The organism is Streptomyces herbicida, assembly GCF_032656585.1.
Taxonomy (GTDB): Bacteria; Actinomycetota; Actinomycetes; order Streptomycetales; family Streptomycetaceae; genus Streptomyces; species Streptomyces herbicida.
Map to the genome: position 1 here is coordinate 236,508 of NZ_JAUYWJ010000002.1, position 18,579 is coordinate 255,086.

The following is an 18,579-nucleotide window of genomic DNA, read 5'->3' on the forward strand; positions in this document are numbered from 1 at the left end:
GCGGGAGAGTACTGATCGGATGGCGGAAAGCGCCGAGGCATGGGAGCGGCAGCCGAGCGAGTCGGCCGCCGCGTGGGAGGCGTTCGCCTGCTACCGCGACCTCGGCCTGTCCCGCAGCATCGGCAAGGTCGCCGAACGTCTGGCCAAGTCCCGCACGCTCATCGAGCGCTGGTCGACGACACACCGCTGGGTACTGCGCGCCGAGGCGTGGGACCGGGAGCAGGACCGGCTCTGGCGCGGCGAACAACAGCAGGCCGCCCGGGAGGTGGCCCGCCGGCACGCCCGCCTCGCCTCCGCAGCCCAATCGAAGATCATCGCCCAGCTTCAGCAGCTCGACCCCGCACGCCTCAGCCCGTCGGACGTGATCCGCTGGCTGGAGGTCACGATCCGCATCGAGCGCCAGGCGTACGGCATGGACCTGGCCGACGCCGCCGCGGCGGCCTCCAAGGGACCGGAGACGGCGGACGTGTCGGGTCTGACGGACGAGGAACGCCGGGCCCGCATGGAGCAGCTGCGCCGCGAACTCGAGTCCCGCATCGGCACGTTGGGCGGTGACCAGCCGTGACCGCCGATCCGCTGGCCGCGCTGCCGGACGCGGCCGCCATGTCCGACGCCGAACTACACGCCGAGATCACCGCGCTGATCGAGGCCGACGCGGTCTCGGCGCGCCGCTGGGCCTGCGACCGCCCCGCCTGCGACGGCCTGCCCCATTCCGGCTGGCTGCACCATCACGCCCGCGCCACGCAGCGTCCACCCGAGGGCGACTGGGCGGCCTGGATGATGCTGACCGGCCGAGGCTGGGGCAAGACGAAGTCCGCGGCAGAGGCCGTACGGGAGTGGGCGACGACGCCGGGAACGATGATCGCGGTCGTCGCGAAGAACGCCACCCTGGTCAAGGAGATCTGCTTCGAGTCCCCCAAGTCCGGCCTCCTGGCGGTCATCCCGCCCGAGGACGTCCGCCGCTACAGCCCGGGCAACGGCCTGACCACACTCCGCCTGAAGAACGGCTCGGCGATCTACGGCTTCGGGGCCGAAACCCCGGACAACCTCCGCGGCTTCGCCTTCGACAAGGGCTGGCTGGACGAGTACGCGGCCTGGAACCGGCACACGGCCCAGTCGGTGTACGACATGCTGTGGTTCTGCCTGCGCGAGGCACCAAGCCCTCAGGTCGTCATCTCCACCACGCCCAAGCCGCTCCCCCACGTCAAACGCCTGGTGGAACGCGGGCGGCGCCCCGGCTCCACCGTCGTCCTGACGACCGGCCGCACTGAGGACAACCGTGCCAACCTCTCCCCCGCCGCGCTCGCCGAGCTCGACTCCGAGTACGGCGGCACCCGCCTGGGCCGCCAAGAGCTGGACGGCGTGCTCCTCGAGGACGTCGAGGGCGCCCTGTGGAAGCAGTGGATGTTCGAGGTCGAGGGCTTCCGCCTCGCCCGTACCGCGGTCCCGCCGCTCGACCGCCTGGTCGTCGCCGTCGACCCGGCCGTCACGACGACGGACTCTGCGGACCTTACCGCCTTCACGGTGGCCGGCCGCTCTTACCCGCTGGAGCAGATGTACGGCGACCGCCGTCCCCGCGGCTACGTCCTCCACGCCGAGCAGGACCGCCACACCCCCACGGCCGCAATGCGCCGCGCCGCCGCCCTGTACCACGAGCACCAAGCCGACTGCGTGGTCATTGAGGCCAACAACGGCGGGGACTACCTCCCCGCCCTCCTGGCCGAAGTGGACCCCACCGTGCCGTGCAGAGTCGTCCACGCCACCCGCGCCAAACGCGCCCGCGCCGCACCGGTGGCGATGCTGTACGAGCAGTCGCGCATCAGCCACGCCGGCGCGCCGCGCACCTTCGCGGTACTTGAGGAGCAGATGACGACGTACGTCGGTGCCTCCGAGGCTGAGGAGAAATCGCCGGACCTACTCGACTCCTGCGTGTGGGCCCTAACCGATCTGTTCCTGGATGCGGCGCCGGAACGGTCAAGGAGGTGGAGCGATGGGCGACTGGGTGGAAGGCGATAAGGGCAGGGCCGTCTCCCACTGAAGTAGCGAAACATCTCTGGGCTCAACTAACCTGACTGCTCAACACGTTCAGACGGGGGAACGAGGAGTGCGAGGGCTGGCCCGAGGTGTCGCTCCAGCTAGCTTCTCAATCTCCCATCATTGATAGAGGTTGCGATGACGTTTGGTGCCGCATCTGTCTCGCCTCGAAGTGTCGGCGTAGGGGCTCTCCTTGAGGAACACCATCCATTTTGGGTACCCCGATATCAGCGCTCCTTCGCATGGTCAAATCAGACAGAAGCGTTCATCGACGACATTCGGGACCTGCTCGATGGAGCAGCTGACGAGCGAGGGCACTTCTTTGGTGGATTCGTCTGCATCGAACACACCAAGCACACAGAGTCCCGACCTCATGATTACGAGATCGTCGACGGACAACAGCGTTTGACAACTTTCGTGCTCACGTTGTCAGAAATTGCAGCAGCAGCGGACCGGATTTCGGCCCAAGCACAAGCGATTAGCGACCACCACGTAGAGGCATCCGCCAAAATCCTCGGCGATGACACGCGGAATAGATTCGTTTACTGGAACTACTCGAATGTAGCCCAGGGAAAGGTGGAGAAACGTCCCCGCCTTTCACTCTCGAAAGCGGATAACGACTTCTTCCAGGAAATCCTTGAAGGGATTCCAGCGACCCCTAACAGGGAGAGCCATGAACTCCTGGCATCCGCCCAAGAGACCTTGAGAACCAAGCTCATCAAACCCATCGTAGATGCGGCTGACACATGGGTCGAAAAGGTCGAGGCACTTGACCGGCTTCGGCGCGCTCTGACCGTTCAATCGCACGTCATTCAGATTGTTTGTTTGGATCGAGAGCGCGCCTATCAGCTGTTCAGCGTCCTGAATGACCGTGGACGATCCCTACAGGATGCCGATCTCCTTCGCAGCTACACTTTGGAGATTCTCGAAGGGAACAGCAGCGAGCAAGAGAAGGCCGCTTCAATCTGGGACGACATCCTAGGCACGCCTTCGAGCAAGGTTAGCGACTTCTTCAAAGCTTATTACCCATCCACTACCGGCGTACGTGCCGGCGCTCCGCTATTTAAGAAGCTCAGGGAGGCATATTTCCCCGATGGAGGCAACCCTCCCATTGCGTCGAGTGTAATTCTCGAGCAAGTGCAGTCCTTCTCGAACGAGAAGGAGAGCTTCCTCAAGATTACCTCTGGTTCCTGGCCCTACGCAGATACGACAACTCCTGGCTTCGAGCCTGCAGCTTCCAAATGGGAGAAGGACAGGTTGAGGCGCCTCGTCATCACCCTTAAGCATGAGCTTGCCGTACCTCTGCTCCTGGCTGCAGCCCAGTGCGCGAGCGAGAAGAGATTTGCTGAGCTCGTCTTCATGCTGGAGATCTTCGCGTTCCGGTACAAGAATATCTGCGGCGGACACGCAACCCCACCCGCTAAGATCTATTACGCCGAAGCGAAGAGGATTCGAGAAGAGCACTCAAATGGAAACCCTATCGACTGGGATGGCCTACGTGGCCAGCTGCAGGGCCTCCTAAACAAAGTGGCCCCGGACGAGCACTTCAAGAGCAGCCTCGAGAATGTCCTGCGCTACGATCGCGGGAGCGCACAGAAAGCAAATATTCGGGAGTTTCTGACAACTCTCGAAGACCACAAGGGCTGGCTCGCAGCGGGGGCAAATGGGCGACCTCATCCTGACATGATCTCCGTCTTCGACCTGAATCAGGTGACCATTGAGCACATTTATCCTCAAAACCCACTCCCGGGAGACAATGATCCTGCGCTAAACGAATATGTTCACCAGCTCGGAAACCTCACCTTCTTTGGCCCGGGGGAGAACTCTGATGCCGGCAACAAGCCATTCATCACCAAACGGGATTACTATTACAAGCAAAGTAAGGTTCGCCTGACTAGCGAACTGGGAGAGGTGACCCAGTGGACTAAGGCGGAATACGATCAACGTCTGGACCGCATCAAGAGTGAAGCTTGTAAGGTTTTCCGTCTCTAATCTGGCTTACGCTCCTGTACAACCACCTCGCCGTCTCGCCTTCCGGTTGCCGCGGCAGCAAGACAGGCTGCTGCAGGCACGGGACCAGATGCCTTAGGCTCCGCCCCTGCTCGATGGAGGTGAGGTCGAACGTGCGGGGCTTCAAGGATCTGGTTATCGACCCGTGGGGCGCGTTTTCGTACAAGCCGGCGTTTCGAGCCGCCGCCGAGGGCCGGACGACGCGCCTTCCGGTGCCAACCGCCTCATCATGGGTGCCGGAGCCTGAACGTCGCCGGCTCGCGGCTTACACAGTTCTCGCCGCATACGACAGCAACCAGGCCGCCATCCTGCTCGGTGAGGATGGCGACGACCGGCGCGAGTATGGTGACGCCTCCCTTGTCGTCGATCAGACGCTCAGCCATATGCTCGGCGAGACACAGCAGATCGTCATCGACGGCGCCGAGGAGAGCACCGCGGCCCAAGGTCGGGAGGCACTGCTCCGAGACTGGGCTCAGGCGGAGCACCTCCGGATGCGGATGCAGCACGCCGAACGCAACGCTGTGCTGCTCGGCGACACCGTCTACCTGCTCGCCTGGTCGCGGACGAAGGGCCGTCCGGTCCTGAAGACGTTCGACCCCGGCTTCTACTTCCCTGTCCTGCCGGACGGAGCGCTCGACGCTGACGCCTACCCGGAACGCGTCCACCTGGCGTGGGAGGTCCCGGAGGATCCGAGCACCGGACGGAAGGGAACCCTTCGGCGGGTGACGTACGAACTCGGTCCCATCGAGGACAGCGGCCGGCGCACCTATCCGTGGTCCAGCCGGCCGAGTGACATCACCTGCTACCTCACCGACGCGGAATGGGACCTGGACCAGGTCGACCGGATCGGCAACATTGACGCGCTCTCCCTCGCCCGGGCCCGCTTCCGCACCAACGCGGACGGCGACGTCCTCAACCGGCTCGACCTCCAACTGGACTTCGTCCCCCTCATCCATGTCCCCAACACGGTCAACGGCCCGGAGCACTATGGCCAGTCGAGCCTCCTGTCCGTCGCCCAGCTCCTCGACGACCTTGCTGCGGCCGACACCGACAGCCAACGGGCCTCGGCGACCACCGGTTCCCCGATCATCGGCCTGTCCGGGGCGCGGCTCCCGGTGGACCGCAGGACCGGCAATCCCCTGCCCGTCGAGGTCGAGCCGGGAATGGTGTGGCCGCTCGGCGACAACGGCCAGCTCAGCACCGTCGACACATCGGCCCAGCTCGCCGAGCTCCGTGCGTACGTGGACGCGTTGCGCGACCGCCTGTCCGTCGTGACCCGGCTGCCAGCCAGCGTGCTGGGCACGGTGCGCCCATCGGAGGTGCCGTCCGGGTACGCACTGCAGCTCAGCTTCGGCCCGCTGGACGCGATGGTGCGCTCGATGCGCCTGGCACGGGAGGCGAAGTACCCCCTGCTGCTGAAGATGGTGCAGCGGCTGTACCAGCTCGGCGGCGTACTGCCGCCCGGTGACAACCCACGGGCCACGATCGCCTTCGGCGCCTACCTGCCCGCGGATCTGTCGGCCGCCCTGGATCTGGTGGTGCGCGGTGTGCAGGGCGGCGTGCTGTCGCTGGAGACGGGGGTACGGTTCCTGGTCGAGGCGGGGTTCCCGATCGAGGACGCAGCGCTCGAGGTTGAACGCATTCGCGCGAGCGCCTTCTCCTCGGCGCCCACGCAGGCAGCGAACAGCACCGCCGAGAAAGAGGGAAGCGGCCAAGCCGCTTGACCGCGTACGCCTCGTAGGCACACCGGGCACCCAGGGGTTTAGACTCCGCGCCAACGCGGGGGCGTCTGGGCGAGGAGAACGTCTGCCCATGACCGTACGAACGCGAGGCACGCGTCCGCCGCTGCCGCTCGCTCCCCTCGGATACCGCCGCGACGGCCGTCCGATCCTGCCTATCCTCGGGGCATCCTCTGACGACCCCGGCAACCTTCCGGTCGGCGACCCGCCGCCCGAGGACCCCGGCATCACGACGGTCACGCTCCCCCAGGATGAACTGTCCCGCCGCTTCGCCCGCGAGAAGGACCAGGGCCGCCGCGCCGGCGTCCGGGACCTTCTCGGCCAGCTCGGCTTCGAGTCGGCCAAGGCCCTAACGGAGTACGTACAGAACCAACGCCAGGCTGAACAGCAGCAGAAGGACGCCGAGCAGGCGCGCCTGTCCCAGGTCGAGCGGCGCGAACAGGCAGCCGCGCAGCGCGAGCGCCAGGCCAAGGAACGGGAAGCGGCGGCCACCGCCCGCGAGCGCGACGCCGCCCGCCGGGGCATCCTGGTCGGCTTGGGTTCCGCCGGACCGGAGTTGGAAGACGCCGCCGTGCTGCTCGCCCGCCAGATCGAACCGGATGCCGACGAGGCCACTCTCGCTCAGGCTGCCGAGGACCTGAAGCAGCGACGCCCCGAACTCTTCGGCGCTCAAGCCCCGCAGCCACCCGCCGCCCCGCCCTCCGGCAGCCCTTCCAACGTCCCTGGACGCTCAGGCGGCGCCCCGCCCCGCCTGGGCCAGTTCGGCCTCGACATTGCCCGGCGTCGGGGCCACCTCAAGAGCTCCTGAACTCCCGGCAACCCACAGGGACCGCGGCCTCCTACACCTCCGCGGACGACGGCACCGCCCGGTGACCGTACAGACTCGCCGCCAACACGGCTCGCCCCCGAGGAACCTGGCGTGGATCTGAATCCGATCACCTACTCCGAGTCCGCCACCGCCGACCGCCCCTGGCTGGCAGCCCGGCACGGACTCGACACCCCGCTCACCATCACCCTCGACACCTCTCTCTTCACCGAGGGCACCCACTACACGCAACCCACCGTGGGCCAGCCCCGCAACGTCATGCAGGCCGGTCTCCCCCTCGGCCGCGTCACCGCCACTGGCCTCTACGGCCCCTGGGACAAGGACGCCACCGACGGCCGCGCCACCTTCACTGGCGTCCTCCTCGCCGACGTGCCCTTCACCCCCGGCAGCCCCCGCGCCGGCGCAGCCCTGCTCTGGCACGGCGTGATCGCCGCCACCCACATCCCCGGCGGCCTGAACGTGGACGCCATCACTGCCTCCACCGCGCAGATCCACTTCATCTGATCCGCGCCCGACCCGCTGAGGAGCCCAACCCACCATGCTCGACACCCTGCTGCGTGACATCGACGCGGCCGACCTCAACACTTTCGCCCGCACGATGCAAACGCCGGCCGACTTCGAGCTGACCCGCACGGTCATGCCCGAACGCCGCCTGAACTCCGTCAAGTTCCGCATCAAGAGCAGCAAGCGCCGCGTGAACGCGGCCAAGTTCCGCGCCTACGACGCCCAGACGGCCGTCGCCCGCCGCCAGGCCGAGAAGATCATCACTGAGGGCATGCTGCCCCCACTCGGCCAGAAGCTGATCGTAGGCGAACTGGAGCAGATCCTCCTCGACACCGCCCGCGGCGCCGACTCGTCGGAGTTCGTCGAGCTGCTCTACGACGACATCGAGCGCCACGTCGAGTCCATCCACAACCGCATGGAGCTGGCCGCCGGCGACCTCCTGGTCGACGGCAAGTTCAGCCTGAACGGCGAGAACGGCCTCACTCTTGAGGCCGACTTCGGTGTGCCGGCCGCCAACATGCCCACGGCTGCAAAGCCGTGGTCTGACCCGACGAGCGACCCCATCGCGGACGAGTTGCGTTGGATCGAATACCTCCGCTCGATCGGCGCCCCGCTCCCGGCCCGCGTCGTCACGTCGTACAAGGCCCGCGCCACGCTAGCCGCGAACGACGCCTACCGAGCGGCGTACTACGGCAGCGTCAATGGCTCCACCACCCCCACCGCAGTCCTCGCCCCCAACGAGGTCGAGGTCGTCCGCGCCCGCTACAACCTCCCGCCGATCACGGTCTACGACGTCCAGATCTCCGTCGACGACGCCTACCAGCGCGTCATCCCGGAGAACCGCTGGATCCTCCTCCCACCCCACCCCGAGTCCTGGGCCGAGACCCAGTACGGCATCACCGCGGAGTCCCTGGTCCTGTCCTCCGGCACCAACCCGGCCATCACCCGTGAGGACGCTCCGGGCATCGTCATCACCGCCGACTACCAGGACGACCCGGTTCAGGTCTGGACGAAGGGCGCCGCCGTCGCCATGCCCGTCATGTACGTCCCCGACATCCACATCACCGCGAAGGTCCTGTGATGCCCACCGGCCGCACACTTGCCACCGCGATCTTCGTCACCAACCCGAAGACCCACGAGACACTGCTCCTCCAGCCCGGCACAGAGGTCAACGACGCGACGATCGCTGAACAGATCACCCATCCCGATGCCTGGGCACCGGAGCCGCCCCGCCAGTCCCGACGCGCCAGGGCCGAAGCGCCATGAACCTCACCGACGCCGAGTACGCCTACCTCCGCTCCCAACTCGGCGAAGCTGACCGCATAGATCTCGACACCCGGTACCAACGCCTCGCCTCCCTCCAGGCCGTCGCCATCGAGGTCCTCCGTGAACGCAAGGCGGCTCTTGTGTCCGACCCCCTGGCCGTCACCGTCCAAGGGGTCGCCACAGTCAACAACGCGGAGAACGTCAAGGCGATCGAGCGCCAGATCGCTGAGATCGAGACCAGCGCACGGGATGCAACTCCTGGCACTGTTAACCCTGTTCGGCTCGTTCGTGCCCGGGCCAGATGAGCCAGCGCCCCCGTTACGCCCGAAGCTGAGGTCCCTTGGCCTAGGGTCAACGCCTTGATGGCACCAGAGCCATCATCCAAACTCGCAGGTCACAGGACTGACCAGAGGTGGCAGGGGTCCCGAAGCGCTCACTCTTCCGAAAAATCTCTGAGGACGCTGCAACAACGGCTGCGCTCGCCCGACCCTTATGAGTAGAGGCGGTTCGCGCACCAACTACACCGCGAGACAAGGGAATCCACCCCCGACTGTCAGTGCCGTCCTCTACGCTCAGCATCACAACTTCACACAGCACCGCCTCCTTCTTCGGACGCGTGCCACCGCATGGGGCCCGCAATCAGACATCGGAGTGCAGACACAACATGATGAGTGACGCCGTCACGGCTGCCGTCGCGGAGCTCCAGCAGCGCGCGATGGACACCACGGACAGCTATGCCCTGGACCGTATTGAGCGGGCCATGGACGAGATTCTGCGCAAGCCCGGGAACGAAACCGTCCCCACCAACTACCGCATCCGCTCCGCCCTTGGTCACGCCTACGAGACCCTGGAACGACGCAAGGAAATCGCCCCGCGGGCTGACATCCGCACCGAAGGCGACGAACCGGGCTACACGGAGCAGGGCTATCACCGCATTGAGATGCTGGAGTGGATCCGCTTCGAACCTGCCTTCGGCAAGGTCGACCGGATCATCCTCAGCTCGCTTGCCACGGGGGAGGACGCTGTGACTCTGTCCGAGCGCCACTGTCTTCCCGTGACGCGCATGCGGGAGCGCATCAGCCGATGCCGTCGCGTCGCGCGTCAGGCATGGGCCAAGCTGGGGCTGGCCGCGTGAGGACGCTCGCTCAGCGGTGCCGGGCGGTTCGTCCGCCCGGCACCAGCGCTCACCGGTCCACGTCCTCGACTTACGCGGGCTCGCGACTGAGATGCGTCCACACCGACTGCCTTACCCCAAGCGGGATCACTCATCTGTCGTCCACTGCGATGGCGCACGTACTGCCCAGCTGAGCGTGCTCAGCTGTGTGTGAAAGGAAGACCAGTGACTACACACCCCCTGTTCCTGTCCCCTGAGGAATCCCGAGCGGATCTGATTCAGGTCGACAGGGCTCTGGAGTCCATGCGGGACTCGGGCTTCGATCTGACCGCAGCAGCTGGCGAGCCGCTGGATAACTCGATCGAGGCAGGTGCCACAGTCTTGCGACTTGTCCCCGTGTTCTCGGAGGACAAGAAATCGATCGATGAGCTGATCTTTGCGGACAATGGAACCGGGATTGATCCATCGATCCTGCATCACATCTTGTCGATGGGGTACAGCACGCGTTACGGGCAGAGGAAGGGGCTGGGCCGTTTTGGTGTGGGATTGAAGCTCGCCGCACTGAGCCTTGGCGAGCGCATTGACGTGTACTCGAAGCGAGCGAACGATCCGCGGATCTATCACAGTTACTTCGATCTGGAAGAGATCCGCGATGGCCGGCAGGAGTACACATCGACAACCATTGCGCAGAGTTGGCCCGCTGCTGCTGAGAGGTTGATGCGGGACCGGAACGGCGAAGCGTTCACCTCTGGCACGGTTGTGATCTTCGGCAAGATCGACCGGCTCCAGGGTCGAGGGCGATACCGCACGTCGCTCCCGGAGCGGATCGAAGACCTACGCAAGTTCATTGCTCGCGCGTATCGGAAGTACATCGATACAGGGCGAGTCTTTGAGCTCGACGGCAAGGTGATTACCCTCCATGACCCGCTGTTCCTCATGGACAACCCGCGGATCATCAATCGATATAAGCCGCTCGATCCGCGTGGCGTGATCGTGGAAGAGGCAGATCTGGAGGTGGACGGCTACAAAGTCCACGTGACGGTTACCCTCGTTCCAGAAGAGTTTCGCCCAAAGGAGGGCGCCGGCGGAAACAAGGATTTCGCCGACCGGGATATCCGAGAGTTCCACATCAGCGACGAGAACGCGGGCAAGGTCAGCATCCTCCGCAACGATCGCGAAATCTATTACGATGTGGTTCCTCGCCTACTCCCCGGTGGGCGCACCGACAAGGTAAATCGGTACATTGGAATAGAGGTCAGCTTTCCTGCCGAGCTGGATGAGTATTTCCAAGTTCGGCATGTTAAGCGCGGCGCCGAGCCGGTCAGCAAGTTGAGGCAAGAACTGCGTGTGTGGCTTGATCGCCCGGTGAGGAAGGCCCGTGCCGATATCCGAGCCTTCTGGCGCCAGCGTGAAGCTGTCCAGGGAACGGAGCAAGGGGCACATGCACTCAGCATGGAGACCGTCGAGAGTGCTGAATCTCGTCGCAGCCTCCCGGAGGGCGTAGCCGGTCGCAACACCTCCCCGGAGAAGGAACAAGAGGTCGCGGATCAAGCAGTCGTAGACGCGAAGCTGGATCCGCAGGAACCGGAGCATGCAGCAAAAATCCAGCAGATCAAGGAGCAGATCCGAAGCAAGAAGGTAACTCTGCTGGACAGCTCATGGCCTGGCAAGGAAATGATGGACATTGAGCATCTAAACGGCAGGTCGGTGATCAAGATCAATCAACGGCACGCCTTCTTCCGTGATGTTTATGCACCACTGAAGAAGGTTGCCGATGAAGGTGCGGAAGAAATCACATCGGAGGAAGTGATCGATCTCGCTCGAAAGGCGGAGATTGCAATCGACCTGCTCCTCATTGCATTCGCGCGCGCCGAGGGGATGCACCCTAACACCGACCAGTTCGACCACCTGCGTAGCTACTGGGGAATGTTCACCGAGGAGTATGTGAAGGAGCGATTCAAGGACTGACGCGCCCAGCTGGCGCGAGCCCCTCCCCCACATCTAGCGCGGGCAGGGAAGCGGCCGTTCCTCGTATATCCCGATATGTACCTTTCATGCCTGGCGCATGGCCTGAAAGACCTCTCCTCGAGGGCTCTCCCATGGAACCCTCCAGATGTGCCACGAGCTGCAGCAAGGACAAGACATGTCTTCACACCACGCATCACCGACCAGCACCTGGGTCGTTCTGTTCCCCTGGATGGAACGCCTAGGTGCTCAGGACCTCATAGCCATGCAGCGGCTCGGGGGTCCGGCGGAGTGGTGGACAAAGGAGACTCCCGCCGAGACTAGCTCGCGGCGTTCGGATATGGACGACGTCTTCGACCTGTTGGGCTCGGTGCTCTTGGGGACTCGTACCTTGGGTTTCGAACGGATCGGGGATCTCCTTCCAACGCTGAGCCCGAGTTTGCTGCTGCAGGACGTGGATCCGGATCCCCAGCGTCAGCTGGCCCTTGCCGCCGCGAACGTTCGGAGCGCAGGCGAACTGATGGGGCGTACTCCGCACTCTCTTCAAGATCTTCTGGGTTACCCGAGGCGCGGGTCTGTTGTGGAATTGCTTGGCATCCTTGTGCGCTGCGCCCTCTCAGAGAACGGGGCGTCACATGTGGCTGACCCCGGAGCCGCACTCATCCAATGGTTCGGCGAGCTGGACGATCGCGAGCAGGATGTACTTGTCTCGAATCTCTGCACCGATCAGCCGAGGTCATTGAGTACTTTGGCGGTGCAACATCACACGTTGCGCAGTCGAATGCAGGAGATCTGTGAGGCTTTGCCGAGGAAACTTGAGGCGGCAGCTGCGGATTCTCAGGCGCTGACTGACGTTCTCGATGCCTTCGATGCAGCAACAGCGTCGCCCATCCGTCGCCAGGCTTTGCTCAGAAGTCAACCATGGCTCGGAGGCGGGGTATCGGGAACGGAATTGACTCTGCTTTCACTGCTCCTGGGGATCCGGAGGACGGTAGCCACAGTTGGGGACTGGCTCTTTCAGGGGGACCTTGAGCAGGTTAAACAGAGGACGAGGGAAGCTCTCAGCCTCGAACCGGGGGAGGTCATGTCCCAAGGCGTTGCCGGCGGATTGCTGACCAAGTACGGGGTGGAGGTGGAGGATCTCGCGCCGTGGCTGCATTTCTGTGGCTACCCATGTGCTGATGGCCAAATTGAAGCACCTCAAGACAAAGCGCCCGCAGAGGCGCTCCTGCCGCCGGGCGACCACGTAGGTGGTGGTTTCGAGGACTCAGACGGATCGGATCTGGACGATGATCTGCCGATGACCACCGGAGGGCTGTCAACGTCCTCGGCTGGCCCGGGATTGGACGGTCCAAGTGTTCGCGAGTGGGCCCGTGAACAGGGTTATACGGTGCGTGATCGAGGACGGATACCTACTGCGGTCCTGGAAGCCTATGAAGCCGCGACGAAGACGGGATCTGGTCGAGCAGCTGAGGATAAGGACGAGGGAGGGGACGATTCCACTGGTGCCTCAGCAGGCAACCGCTACGCTTCTGATCTCTCCGATGCGTTGCAGAACTTGGCGTCCTACGTACGCGAGCACGAACCGCAAGAGAGCCTCGGCTCGCTGCTGATGAGGGCTGATGACTTGCCAGATCCCTTCCGGCAGCAAGCGCATCAGATTCTTGGCGCGAAAGTCAGTGAGGAGAGCTGGGTTCCCGCGGCGCTCGCGCCGGCGGCACCAACGGGTGAGGATGCGGGTACCTCTTATCGCTCCCTCAAGGAGAGAGCGTTGAAAGTCCTTCAGGCAGCTGAGCACCCCCTGGCTTCTCAGACTCTCGCCAGCAAAATGGGGGAGGGCGTGAACGTGCGATCACTGAAGGTCCAACTCGCCCTTGACCAGCGCTTCGTCCGCAGCGACGTCGATGCGTGGGCACTTGCTGAGTGGGGCATGCGCCCGTACACAACTATCAAAGATCTCGTTGAAGAGGAACTCGATAAAGCTGGCGGCGTCGTAGCTACGTCCGAACTCATTCGCATCCTAACCCGGGATTTTGCGATCAATGAGTCGAGCCTGAGACAAGTCATCTCTAGGCCACCCTTCACTGCACGTGGCGGCGTCGTGCAGAAGCTGGTGGAGCTCCGGTCCGGTACCGACCCTGAGCAACTGGCCTTGGCTGATGGCACCGCAGCCGGCCCCGAGGGAGACCGGCCCGATGATGGCCCTTCAACCGATGACCTGATGAATCTGATGGGACTTTGAGCATGAGCGCAGATCTGACGCTGAGGGCAGCTGGTCTCCAGGGTGACTATCGCAGTGACCGCAATGACGTTGCTGTTGAGTTCTATGCTCCTGCGCTGGCTGCTGCATCAAGCTATGACCGTGCGGTGGGCTACTTCAGCGCATCGGTGCTTGCTGTTCTCGGACGGGGGGTGGGGAACTTTGCGGACCGAGGCGGCAAGATGCGGATCGTTGCCTCGCCGCAGTTGCGCCCGGATGACGTCGCCGAGATTGAAGCTGGATACGCGCTCCGAGCTGTCCTGGAGAAGGCCGCTTTGCGGGATCTGGAAGACGCCTGCCGTGATCCCCGGGCTGCGGCGGGTCTGGGGATGCTGGGGACGTTGGTTGCGGATGGGCGCCTGGACATCAAGTTGGCGTACGTGACTTCGGGCAATCGAGTTGGCATGTATCACGAGAAGATCGGAGTGTTCCGCGATAAACGAGACTTGGTGGCATTCAAGGGGAGTGCGAACGAGACACTTCCTGGACTGGTGGGGAACTTCGAATCGATCGAAGTGTTTCGCAGTTGGTACCCCGGAGACAACGAACGAGCTGCTCGCATAAGCAGGGACTTTGACGATCTCTGGGCTGATCGAACAGATCGGCTGCGTGTCATTGGGTTCACGAACGCGGCGAAGTCCCTGATTGAAGCCTGTGCCAAGCGGATAGAGGGCCAGCCGACTCCACAGCTACCACGTCTCGACGGGACTGTACTGAGTCTGCCTCGGGAGGATGCCGGCGCCATACTGACAATCCCAAGTGACCTGCAAGTGCGTGACTACCAGAAGCAGGCCGTGCAGAACTGGTTCAGCAGCCACTGCCGCGGCATTCTCCGCATGGCGACGGGAACAGGTAAGACCCTGACTGCTCTGTCTGCCGCTGCTCAGCTGTCCAAGCTGCTGCAGGGCCGACAACAGCCCTTGCTCACCGTGGTAGTTGCGCCGTTCCAGCACCTGGTGGACCAGTGGGCAAAGGACATCGTGCGGTTTGGGGTTACTCCGATCCGTGCGTATGAATCCACTGACTCCTGGTATCGACGGGCCTCTTCCTTGGTCGACGCCTTGGCGCTAGGGACGGCGCGTGGCGGTGTGATCGTGACGACGAACGCGACATTCAGCGCTGAGCCGCTGCAAGGTGTGCTGCGTCGCCATCGAGGCCACCTCCTGGTCGTAGCGGATGAGTGCCACAACCTGGGAGCCAAGCATCTTCGCAACCGATTGCCTGAGGCCGCTGCTTACCGCCTCGGCCTCTCCGCTACGCCAGAGCGTTGGTTCGACGATCAAGGCACCGAGGCGCTACGGAGCTACTTCGGGGATGCCGTTTTCGAGATGGGCATCGGTGATGCCATCAAAGCTGGAGCGCTGTGCCGCTACACCTACACGCCTGTGCTTGTGGAGCTCGACAGCGACGAGACGGCCTTGTACGCCGAGGTGACCGAGAAGATCGCAAAGATCCTCGCTGTCCAAGGATTCACGGAGGAGGCGGACGCCGACAGCCCGCTCGGGATGCTCCTGCGTAAGCGTTCCAACATCCTCGGACACGCTCGCAGCAAGCTGGCAGCCCTGCGTGGGCAGGTTCTCGCGCGGAGGGACGACTGGTATCAGCTCCTCTACTGCGCCGAGGGCCGGCATCCGCTCGCCTACGAAGACGGAGATCCCGACGAGCCGTCTCAGCTTGAACAAGCCCTCAGGCTGGTTGGCCATGACCTACGTATGCCCGCCGCCAAGTACACCTCGGAAACGCCACGCGAGAAGCGGCGGGACCTGCTGAAGCGGTTTGGTTCTGGGACGGACCTGCAGGTGCTGCTCTCAATGCGATGCCTGGATGAGGGCGTTGATGTCCCCGATGCCCGTACCGCATACCTGCTGGCGAGCTCGACCAACCCGCGCCAATTCATCCAGCGCCGAGGCCGCGTGCTACGGCGTGCACCTGGTAAGGAACTCGCGGACATCGTCGACTTCATCGTCGTCCCGCCCGATGGAGAGGCGCTACAACGAGAAACCGAGCGTCGAATGGTGGCACGAGAGCTCACCAGAGTCACGGAGTTCGCTCGGCTGGCAGAGAACGAAGCTGAGACCCTGGACATTCTGCGGCCTCTGCGAACCCGATTCGGCCTGTTGGACATCTGAGTCGTCTACCGGTCATACCCGCTATGGAGGAGAACGAAATGAGTACCGAGGAGACCGCTGAGGACATCCTCAACGCGCTGTCCCAGGACGGCAAGAGGCTGGCCCAAAGGGTTCTTCAGCTGGAGCGGGAGAACCTCCACGTGAAGAACCCGACCCTCCTCACCGGCAAGATCGTCGAGGCTGCAAAGGAGCTGGCCAAGTGAAGCTGTTGAGGCTCTCGGTCGACAACTTCCGGGTCTTCTACGGGAAGCACGTACTGCACCTGGATGTAGCGGAAGGGAAACCTGCCGTCCTGATCTTCGGCAACAACGGTGCGGGCAAGACCACATTGCTCAATGCTTTTGGCTGGGCACTCTACGGAACATTCTCGAAAGACGTAGAACGCCAGGAACGCATCATTAATGATCACGCTTGGGCGGAGACACCGTTCGACTCGCCTGTCAGCGCATCAGTTCAGCTGGACTTCGAACACGACGGTGGCGTGTTCACCGTTCAGCGCGTAGTCGCAGTGAACAAGACCACGGAGGACCAAGACCTGCCGGATCCGCGGCTGGTGGTTACCGAAACCCGCCTGGGCGAGAGCTTCCGGGTCGAGAACGGGCAAGACCGGATCGAGAAGATCCTCCCCGAGGGCCTGCGCCGATTCTTCTTCTTCAACGGTGAACGCATGGAGCGCATGTTCACCGATGACGGAAGCGAGGAGGTCAAGAGCGCGATCAAGACGCTGCTGGGCTTGGAGACTATCGAGCGCGCTATCGATGTTCATCTCCCGGCCGCCTCACGAAAGCTCGCCAAAGAGGCCGGGAAGAGCGGCGACAGCAGGCTGCAAGCCCTGGCGGATGAGAAAGAACAGCTTGAACAGCGGAAGCTGGCCGTTCATGCCAAGCGGCTCAAGCTGTCCGAAGACATCTCCAGCTACCAGCGAGAGGTAGATGCTGCCAGTAAGGCGCTGCTGGAGAACGGCAAGGCTGCGCCCTTGCAGAAGCGGCGAGCCAGGCTCGACGCAGACCTTCAGCAGGAGGTTGAGCGTTACCGCGAACTACAGGAACGCAAGCGGGAGATCCTGTCCAAGCGCAGCTTCATCGCTTTCACCGGAGGAGTTGACGAGGTCGTCATCAACCTCGCCGAAGGTATGAGGAAGCGTCGGGAGCTCCCCGCCGGCATCCAGCGGGACTACATCGACGGGCTACTGGAGGATGGCTACTGCATGTGCGGCACCCCCGTTCCGCCCGGTTCTCCAGGTCATGAGGCTCTGGCGGAGCGCCGCTACAACGCGGGGCTCGCTGACGTCGAGAGCAGTTGGATGTACCTGCGAGGCAAGACTGCCGATCTCGCCGACGCTCGGCGTGAGCTCCTCGAAGACTTGCGCGGAATCGCTCAGGACATCCTGGCAGTCGAAGGAACGATCAATCGGATCGACGCAGAGAAGAGCGACATCGATCGTCAGCTTGAGGGGGTTGACGTCATCGACGTCCAGCGCCTTGAGCAGAAGCGCAAGGAGTACTACGAGAAGCGACTCGAAGCGGATACGAGTCACCGGCTCACCAAGACTGAGCTGGATGATCTCGACGCAGAGATCGAGCAGCTGAAGCGTAGGTTCAGCTCCGCGAAGGCTCAGGATGAGGAAGCACGCCGTGTCCAGCGCCAAGTGGACCTCGTGGAAGAGGTCCTGGAGGCGTTCCGCCGAATCCTCAACGTGAAGACCGAAGAAGTACGTCAGCAGCTCGATGCCAAGGTGAAGAGTGTCTTCTCACGCATCTGCATCAAGCCGTTCGCGCCCGAGCTCAAGCCGTCCTTCGAACTGGAGCTGCAGGCAACCGCGGGTGGCCCGGCGGCGATTCGAAGCACGGGCGAGAACCAGCTCCTCGGGTTGTCGTTCGTGGGTGCGGTCGCGGAGATGGCCAAGGAGATCCATGACCGGAAGGCGAAGGCAGGGGGCGAGACGCTGAGTGAAGGCGGTATCTACCCAGTCGTCATGGATGCACCGTTCGGAAACCTCGACATCGAGTACCAGGATCAGGTGGCAGAGTCGCTCCCCCGTTTGACCTCGCAGATCGTCACGCTGATCTCCCAGTCTCAGTCGCGCGACAAGGTCATGGAGCATCTGCAGGCGGCGGCCACACGGATGTATGTCCTGCGGTCTGTGACGTCGAAGCCGGACGCGCAGGAGCAGTTCATCACGATCAACAACCGGGCTGTCCCGTACGTCACCCGGGGAGACTTCGAGTACACCGTCCTGGAAGAGGTGACTGTCTGATGGCCGTGGAGGAGCGCTTTCGGCGCCCTGCAGAGCACGAGAAGCTGCTCACTGATCTGACCGGCAAGGACGGGCCGTTCCGCGCGATGGTCGACGCGATGATGTTTGCGGCGGCCCTGGGCAAGAGCAAGGGACGGCGCGTTCCATTCGACAAGACCGGCGAGCCCATCCGGCTTGCCCTCTTGGAGAACCGCACGTACGGCGATGTACTGGTCAACTTGATCGCTGCGGCCGAGGTCTCCGAGGACGCCAAGATCCTGGGTGATGACCGGCTCAAGGAACGGATGCTGATCTTCGAGGAGTACGCCAACGGGGGCCTGCAGTACCTGCAGGGTGAGTTGAACGCAAGTGGCCGACGTGACTTCGTTTCGATCGTCAGCAACTTGATGATGGATGCTCTGACCACTTCGCCGGCGTCGGAAGAGGTCTCTGTCTCGGGCATGCTCGAGGAGGCTCAACTCGACTGGTGAGAATG

Annotated in this window: 16 protein-coding genes; all 16 read left to right on the forward strand. The window is 63.4% G+C overall.

Features of this window, described 5'->3' with window-relative positions; translation table 11 throughout:
• Window positions 1-19 precede the first annotated feature (19 nt).
• Entirely contained in the window at window positions 20-565 is a 546-nt protein-coding gene (locus Q8A52_RS04780) for a hypothetical protein (protein ID WP_316749150.1), read from the forward strand.
• Window positions 562-2,016: a terminase large subunit domain-containing protein gene (locus tag Q8A52_RS04785; RefSeq protein ID WP_316749152.1), complete on the forward strand. Its 1,455-nt coding sequence runs from the start codon at window positions 562-564 to the stop codon at window positions 2,014-2,016. The genes Q8A52_RS04780 and Q8A52_RS04785 overlap by 4 nt, the downstream gene beginning before the upstream one ends.
• 141 nt (window positions 2,017-2,157) lie before the next feature.
• A complete protein-coding gene (locus tag Q8A52_RS04790) occupies window positions 2,158-4,026 on the forward strand; it encodes a DUF262 domain-containing protein (protein ID WP_316749154.1) in 1,869 nt (622 codons plus the stop codon).
• 251 nt (window positions 4,027-4,277) lie between these two features.
• Window positions 4,278-5,768, forward strand: a complete 1,491-nt coding sequence (locus Q8A52_RS04795; protein ID WP_316749155.1) for a hypothetical protein — start codon at window positions 4,278-4,280, stop codon at window positions 5,766-5,768.
• A gap of 88 nt (window positions 5,769-5,856) precedes the next feature.
• Window positions 5,857-6,591 carry a hypothetical protein gene (locus Q8A52_RS04800; protein ID WP_316749157.1) on the forward strand — a complete coding sequence of 245 codons (735 nt, stop codon included), beginning with the start codon at window positions 5,857-5,859 and terminating at the stop codon, window positions 6,589-6,591.
• Between the two features lie 111 nt (window positions 6,592-6,702).
• Window positions 6,703-7,113: a head decoration protein gene (locus Q8A52_RS04805; protein ID WP_316749159.1), complete on the forward strand. Its 411-nt coding sequence runs from the start codon at window positions 6,703-6,705 to the stop codon at window positions 7,111-7,113.
• A gap of 34 nt (window positions 7,114-7,147) precedes the next feature.
• Window positions 7,148-8,194 (forward strand): major capsid protein, encoded by a 1,047-nt coding sequence (locus Q8A52_RS04810; protein ID WP_316749161.1) that lies wholly within the window; start codon window positions 7,148-7,150, stop codon window positions 8,192-8,194.
• The gene (locus Q8A52_RS04815) at window positions 8,194-8,379 is read left to right on the forward strand and encodes a hypothetical protein (protein ID WP_316749163.1); all 186 of its coding nucleotides are present in this window, start codon (window positions 8,194-8,196) and stop codon (window positions 8,377-8,379) included. Before Q8A52_RS04810 ends, Q8A52_RS04815 begins: the two co-directional genes overlap by 1 nt.
• Entirely contained in the window at window positions 8,376-8,684 is a 309-nt protein-coding gene (locus Q8A52_RS04820) for a hypothetical protein (RefSeq protein ID WP_316749165.1), read from the forward strand. The genes Q8A52_RS04815 and Q8A52_RS04820 overlap by 4 nt, the downstream gene beginning before the upstream one ends.
• A 362-nt stretch (window positions 8,685-9,046) precedes the next feature.
• The gene (locus Q8A52_RS04825) at window positions 9,047-9,514 is read left to right on the forward strand and encodes a hypothetical protein (protein ID WP_316749167.1); all 468 of its coding nucleotides are present in this window, start codon (window positions 9,047-9,049) and stop codon (window positions 9,512-9,514) included.
• Between the two features lie 204 nt (window positions 9,515-9,718).
• Window positions 9,719-11,461, forward strand: coding sequence for an ATP-binding protein (locus Q8A52_RS04830; protein WP_316749169.1), 1,743 nt, complete (start codon window positions 9,719-9,721; stop codon window positions 11,459-11,461).
• A gap of 337 nt (window positions 11,462-11,798) precedes the next feature.
• Window positions 11,799-13,700 (forward strand): Lsr2 family DNA-binding protein, encoded by a 1,902-nt coding sequence (locus Q8A52_RS04835; protein WP_316749171.1) that lies wholly within the window; start codon window positions 11,799-11,801, stop codon window positions 13,698-13,700.
• 2 nt (window positions 13,701-13,702) lie between these two features.
• Window positions 13,703-15,847 carry a DEAD/DEAH box helicase family protein gene (locus Q8A52_RS04840; RefSeq protein ID WP_316749173.1) on the forward strand — a complete coding sequence of 715 codons (2,145 nt, stop codon included), beginning with the start codon at window positions 13,703-13,705 and terminating at the stop codon, window positions 15,845-15,847.
• Between the two features lie 38 nt (window positions 15,848-15,885).
• Complete coding sequence (locus tag Q8A52_RS04845) at window positions 15,886-16,050, forward strand: hypothetical protein (protein WP_270890792.1); 165 nt, start codon at window positions 15,886-15,888, stop codon at window positions 16,048-16,050.
• The gene (locus tag Q8A52_RS04850; RefSeq protein WP_316749178.1) at window positions 16,047-18,104 is read left to right on the forward strand and encodes an AAA family ATPase; all 2,058 of its coding nucleotides are present in this window, start codon (window positions 16,047-16,049) and stop codon (window positions 18,102-18,104) included. Before Q8A52_RS04845 ends, Q8A52_RS04850 begins: the two co-directional genes overlap by 4 nt.
• Window positions 18,104-18,574, forward strand: a complete 471-nt coding sequence (locus Q8A52_RS04855) for a DNA phosphorothioation-associated protein 4 (RefSeq protein ID WP_316749181.1) — start codon at window positions 18,104-18,106, stop codon at window positions 18,572-18,574. Before Q8A52_RS04850 ends, Q8A52_RS04855 begins: the two co-directional genes overlap by 1 nt.
• The last annotated feature ends 5 nt before the right edge of the window (window positions 18,575-18,579 follow it).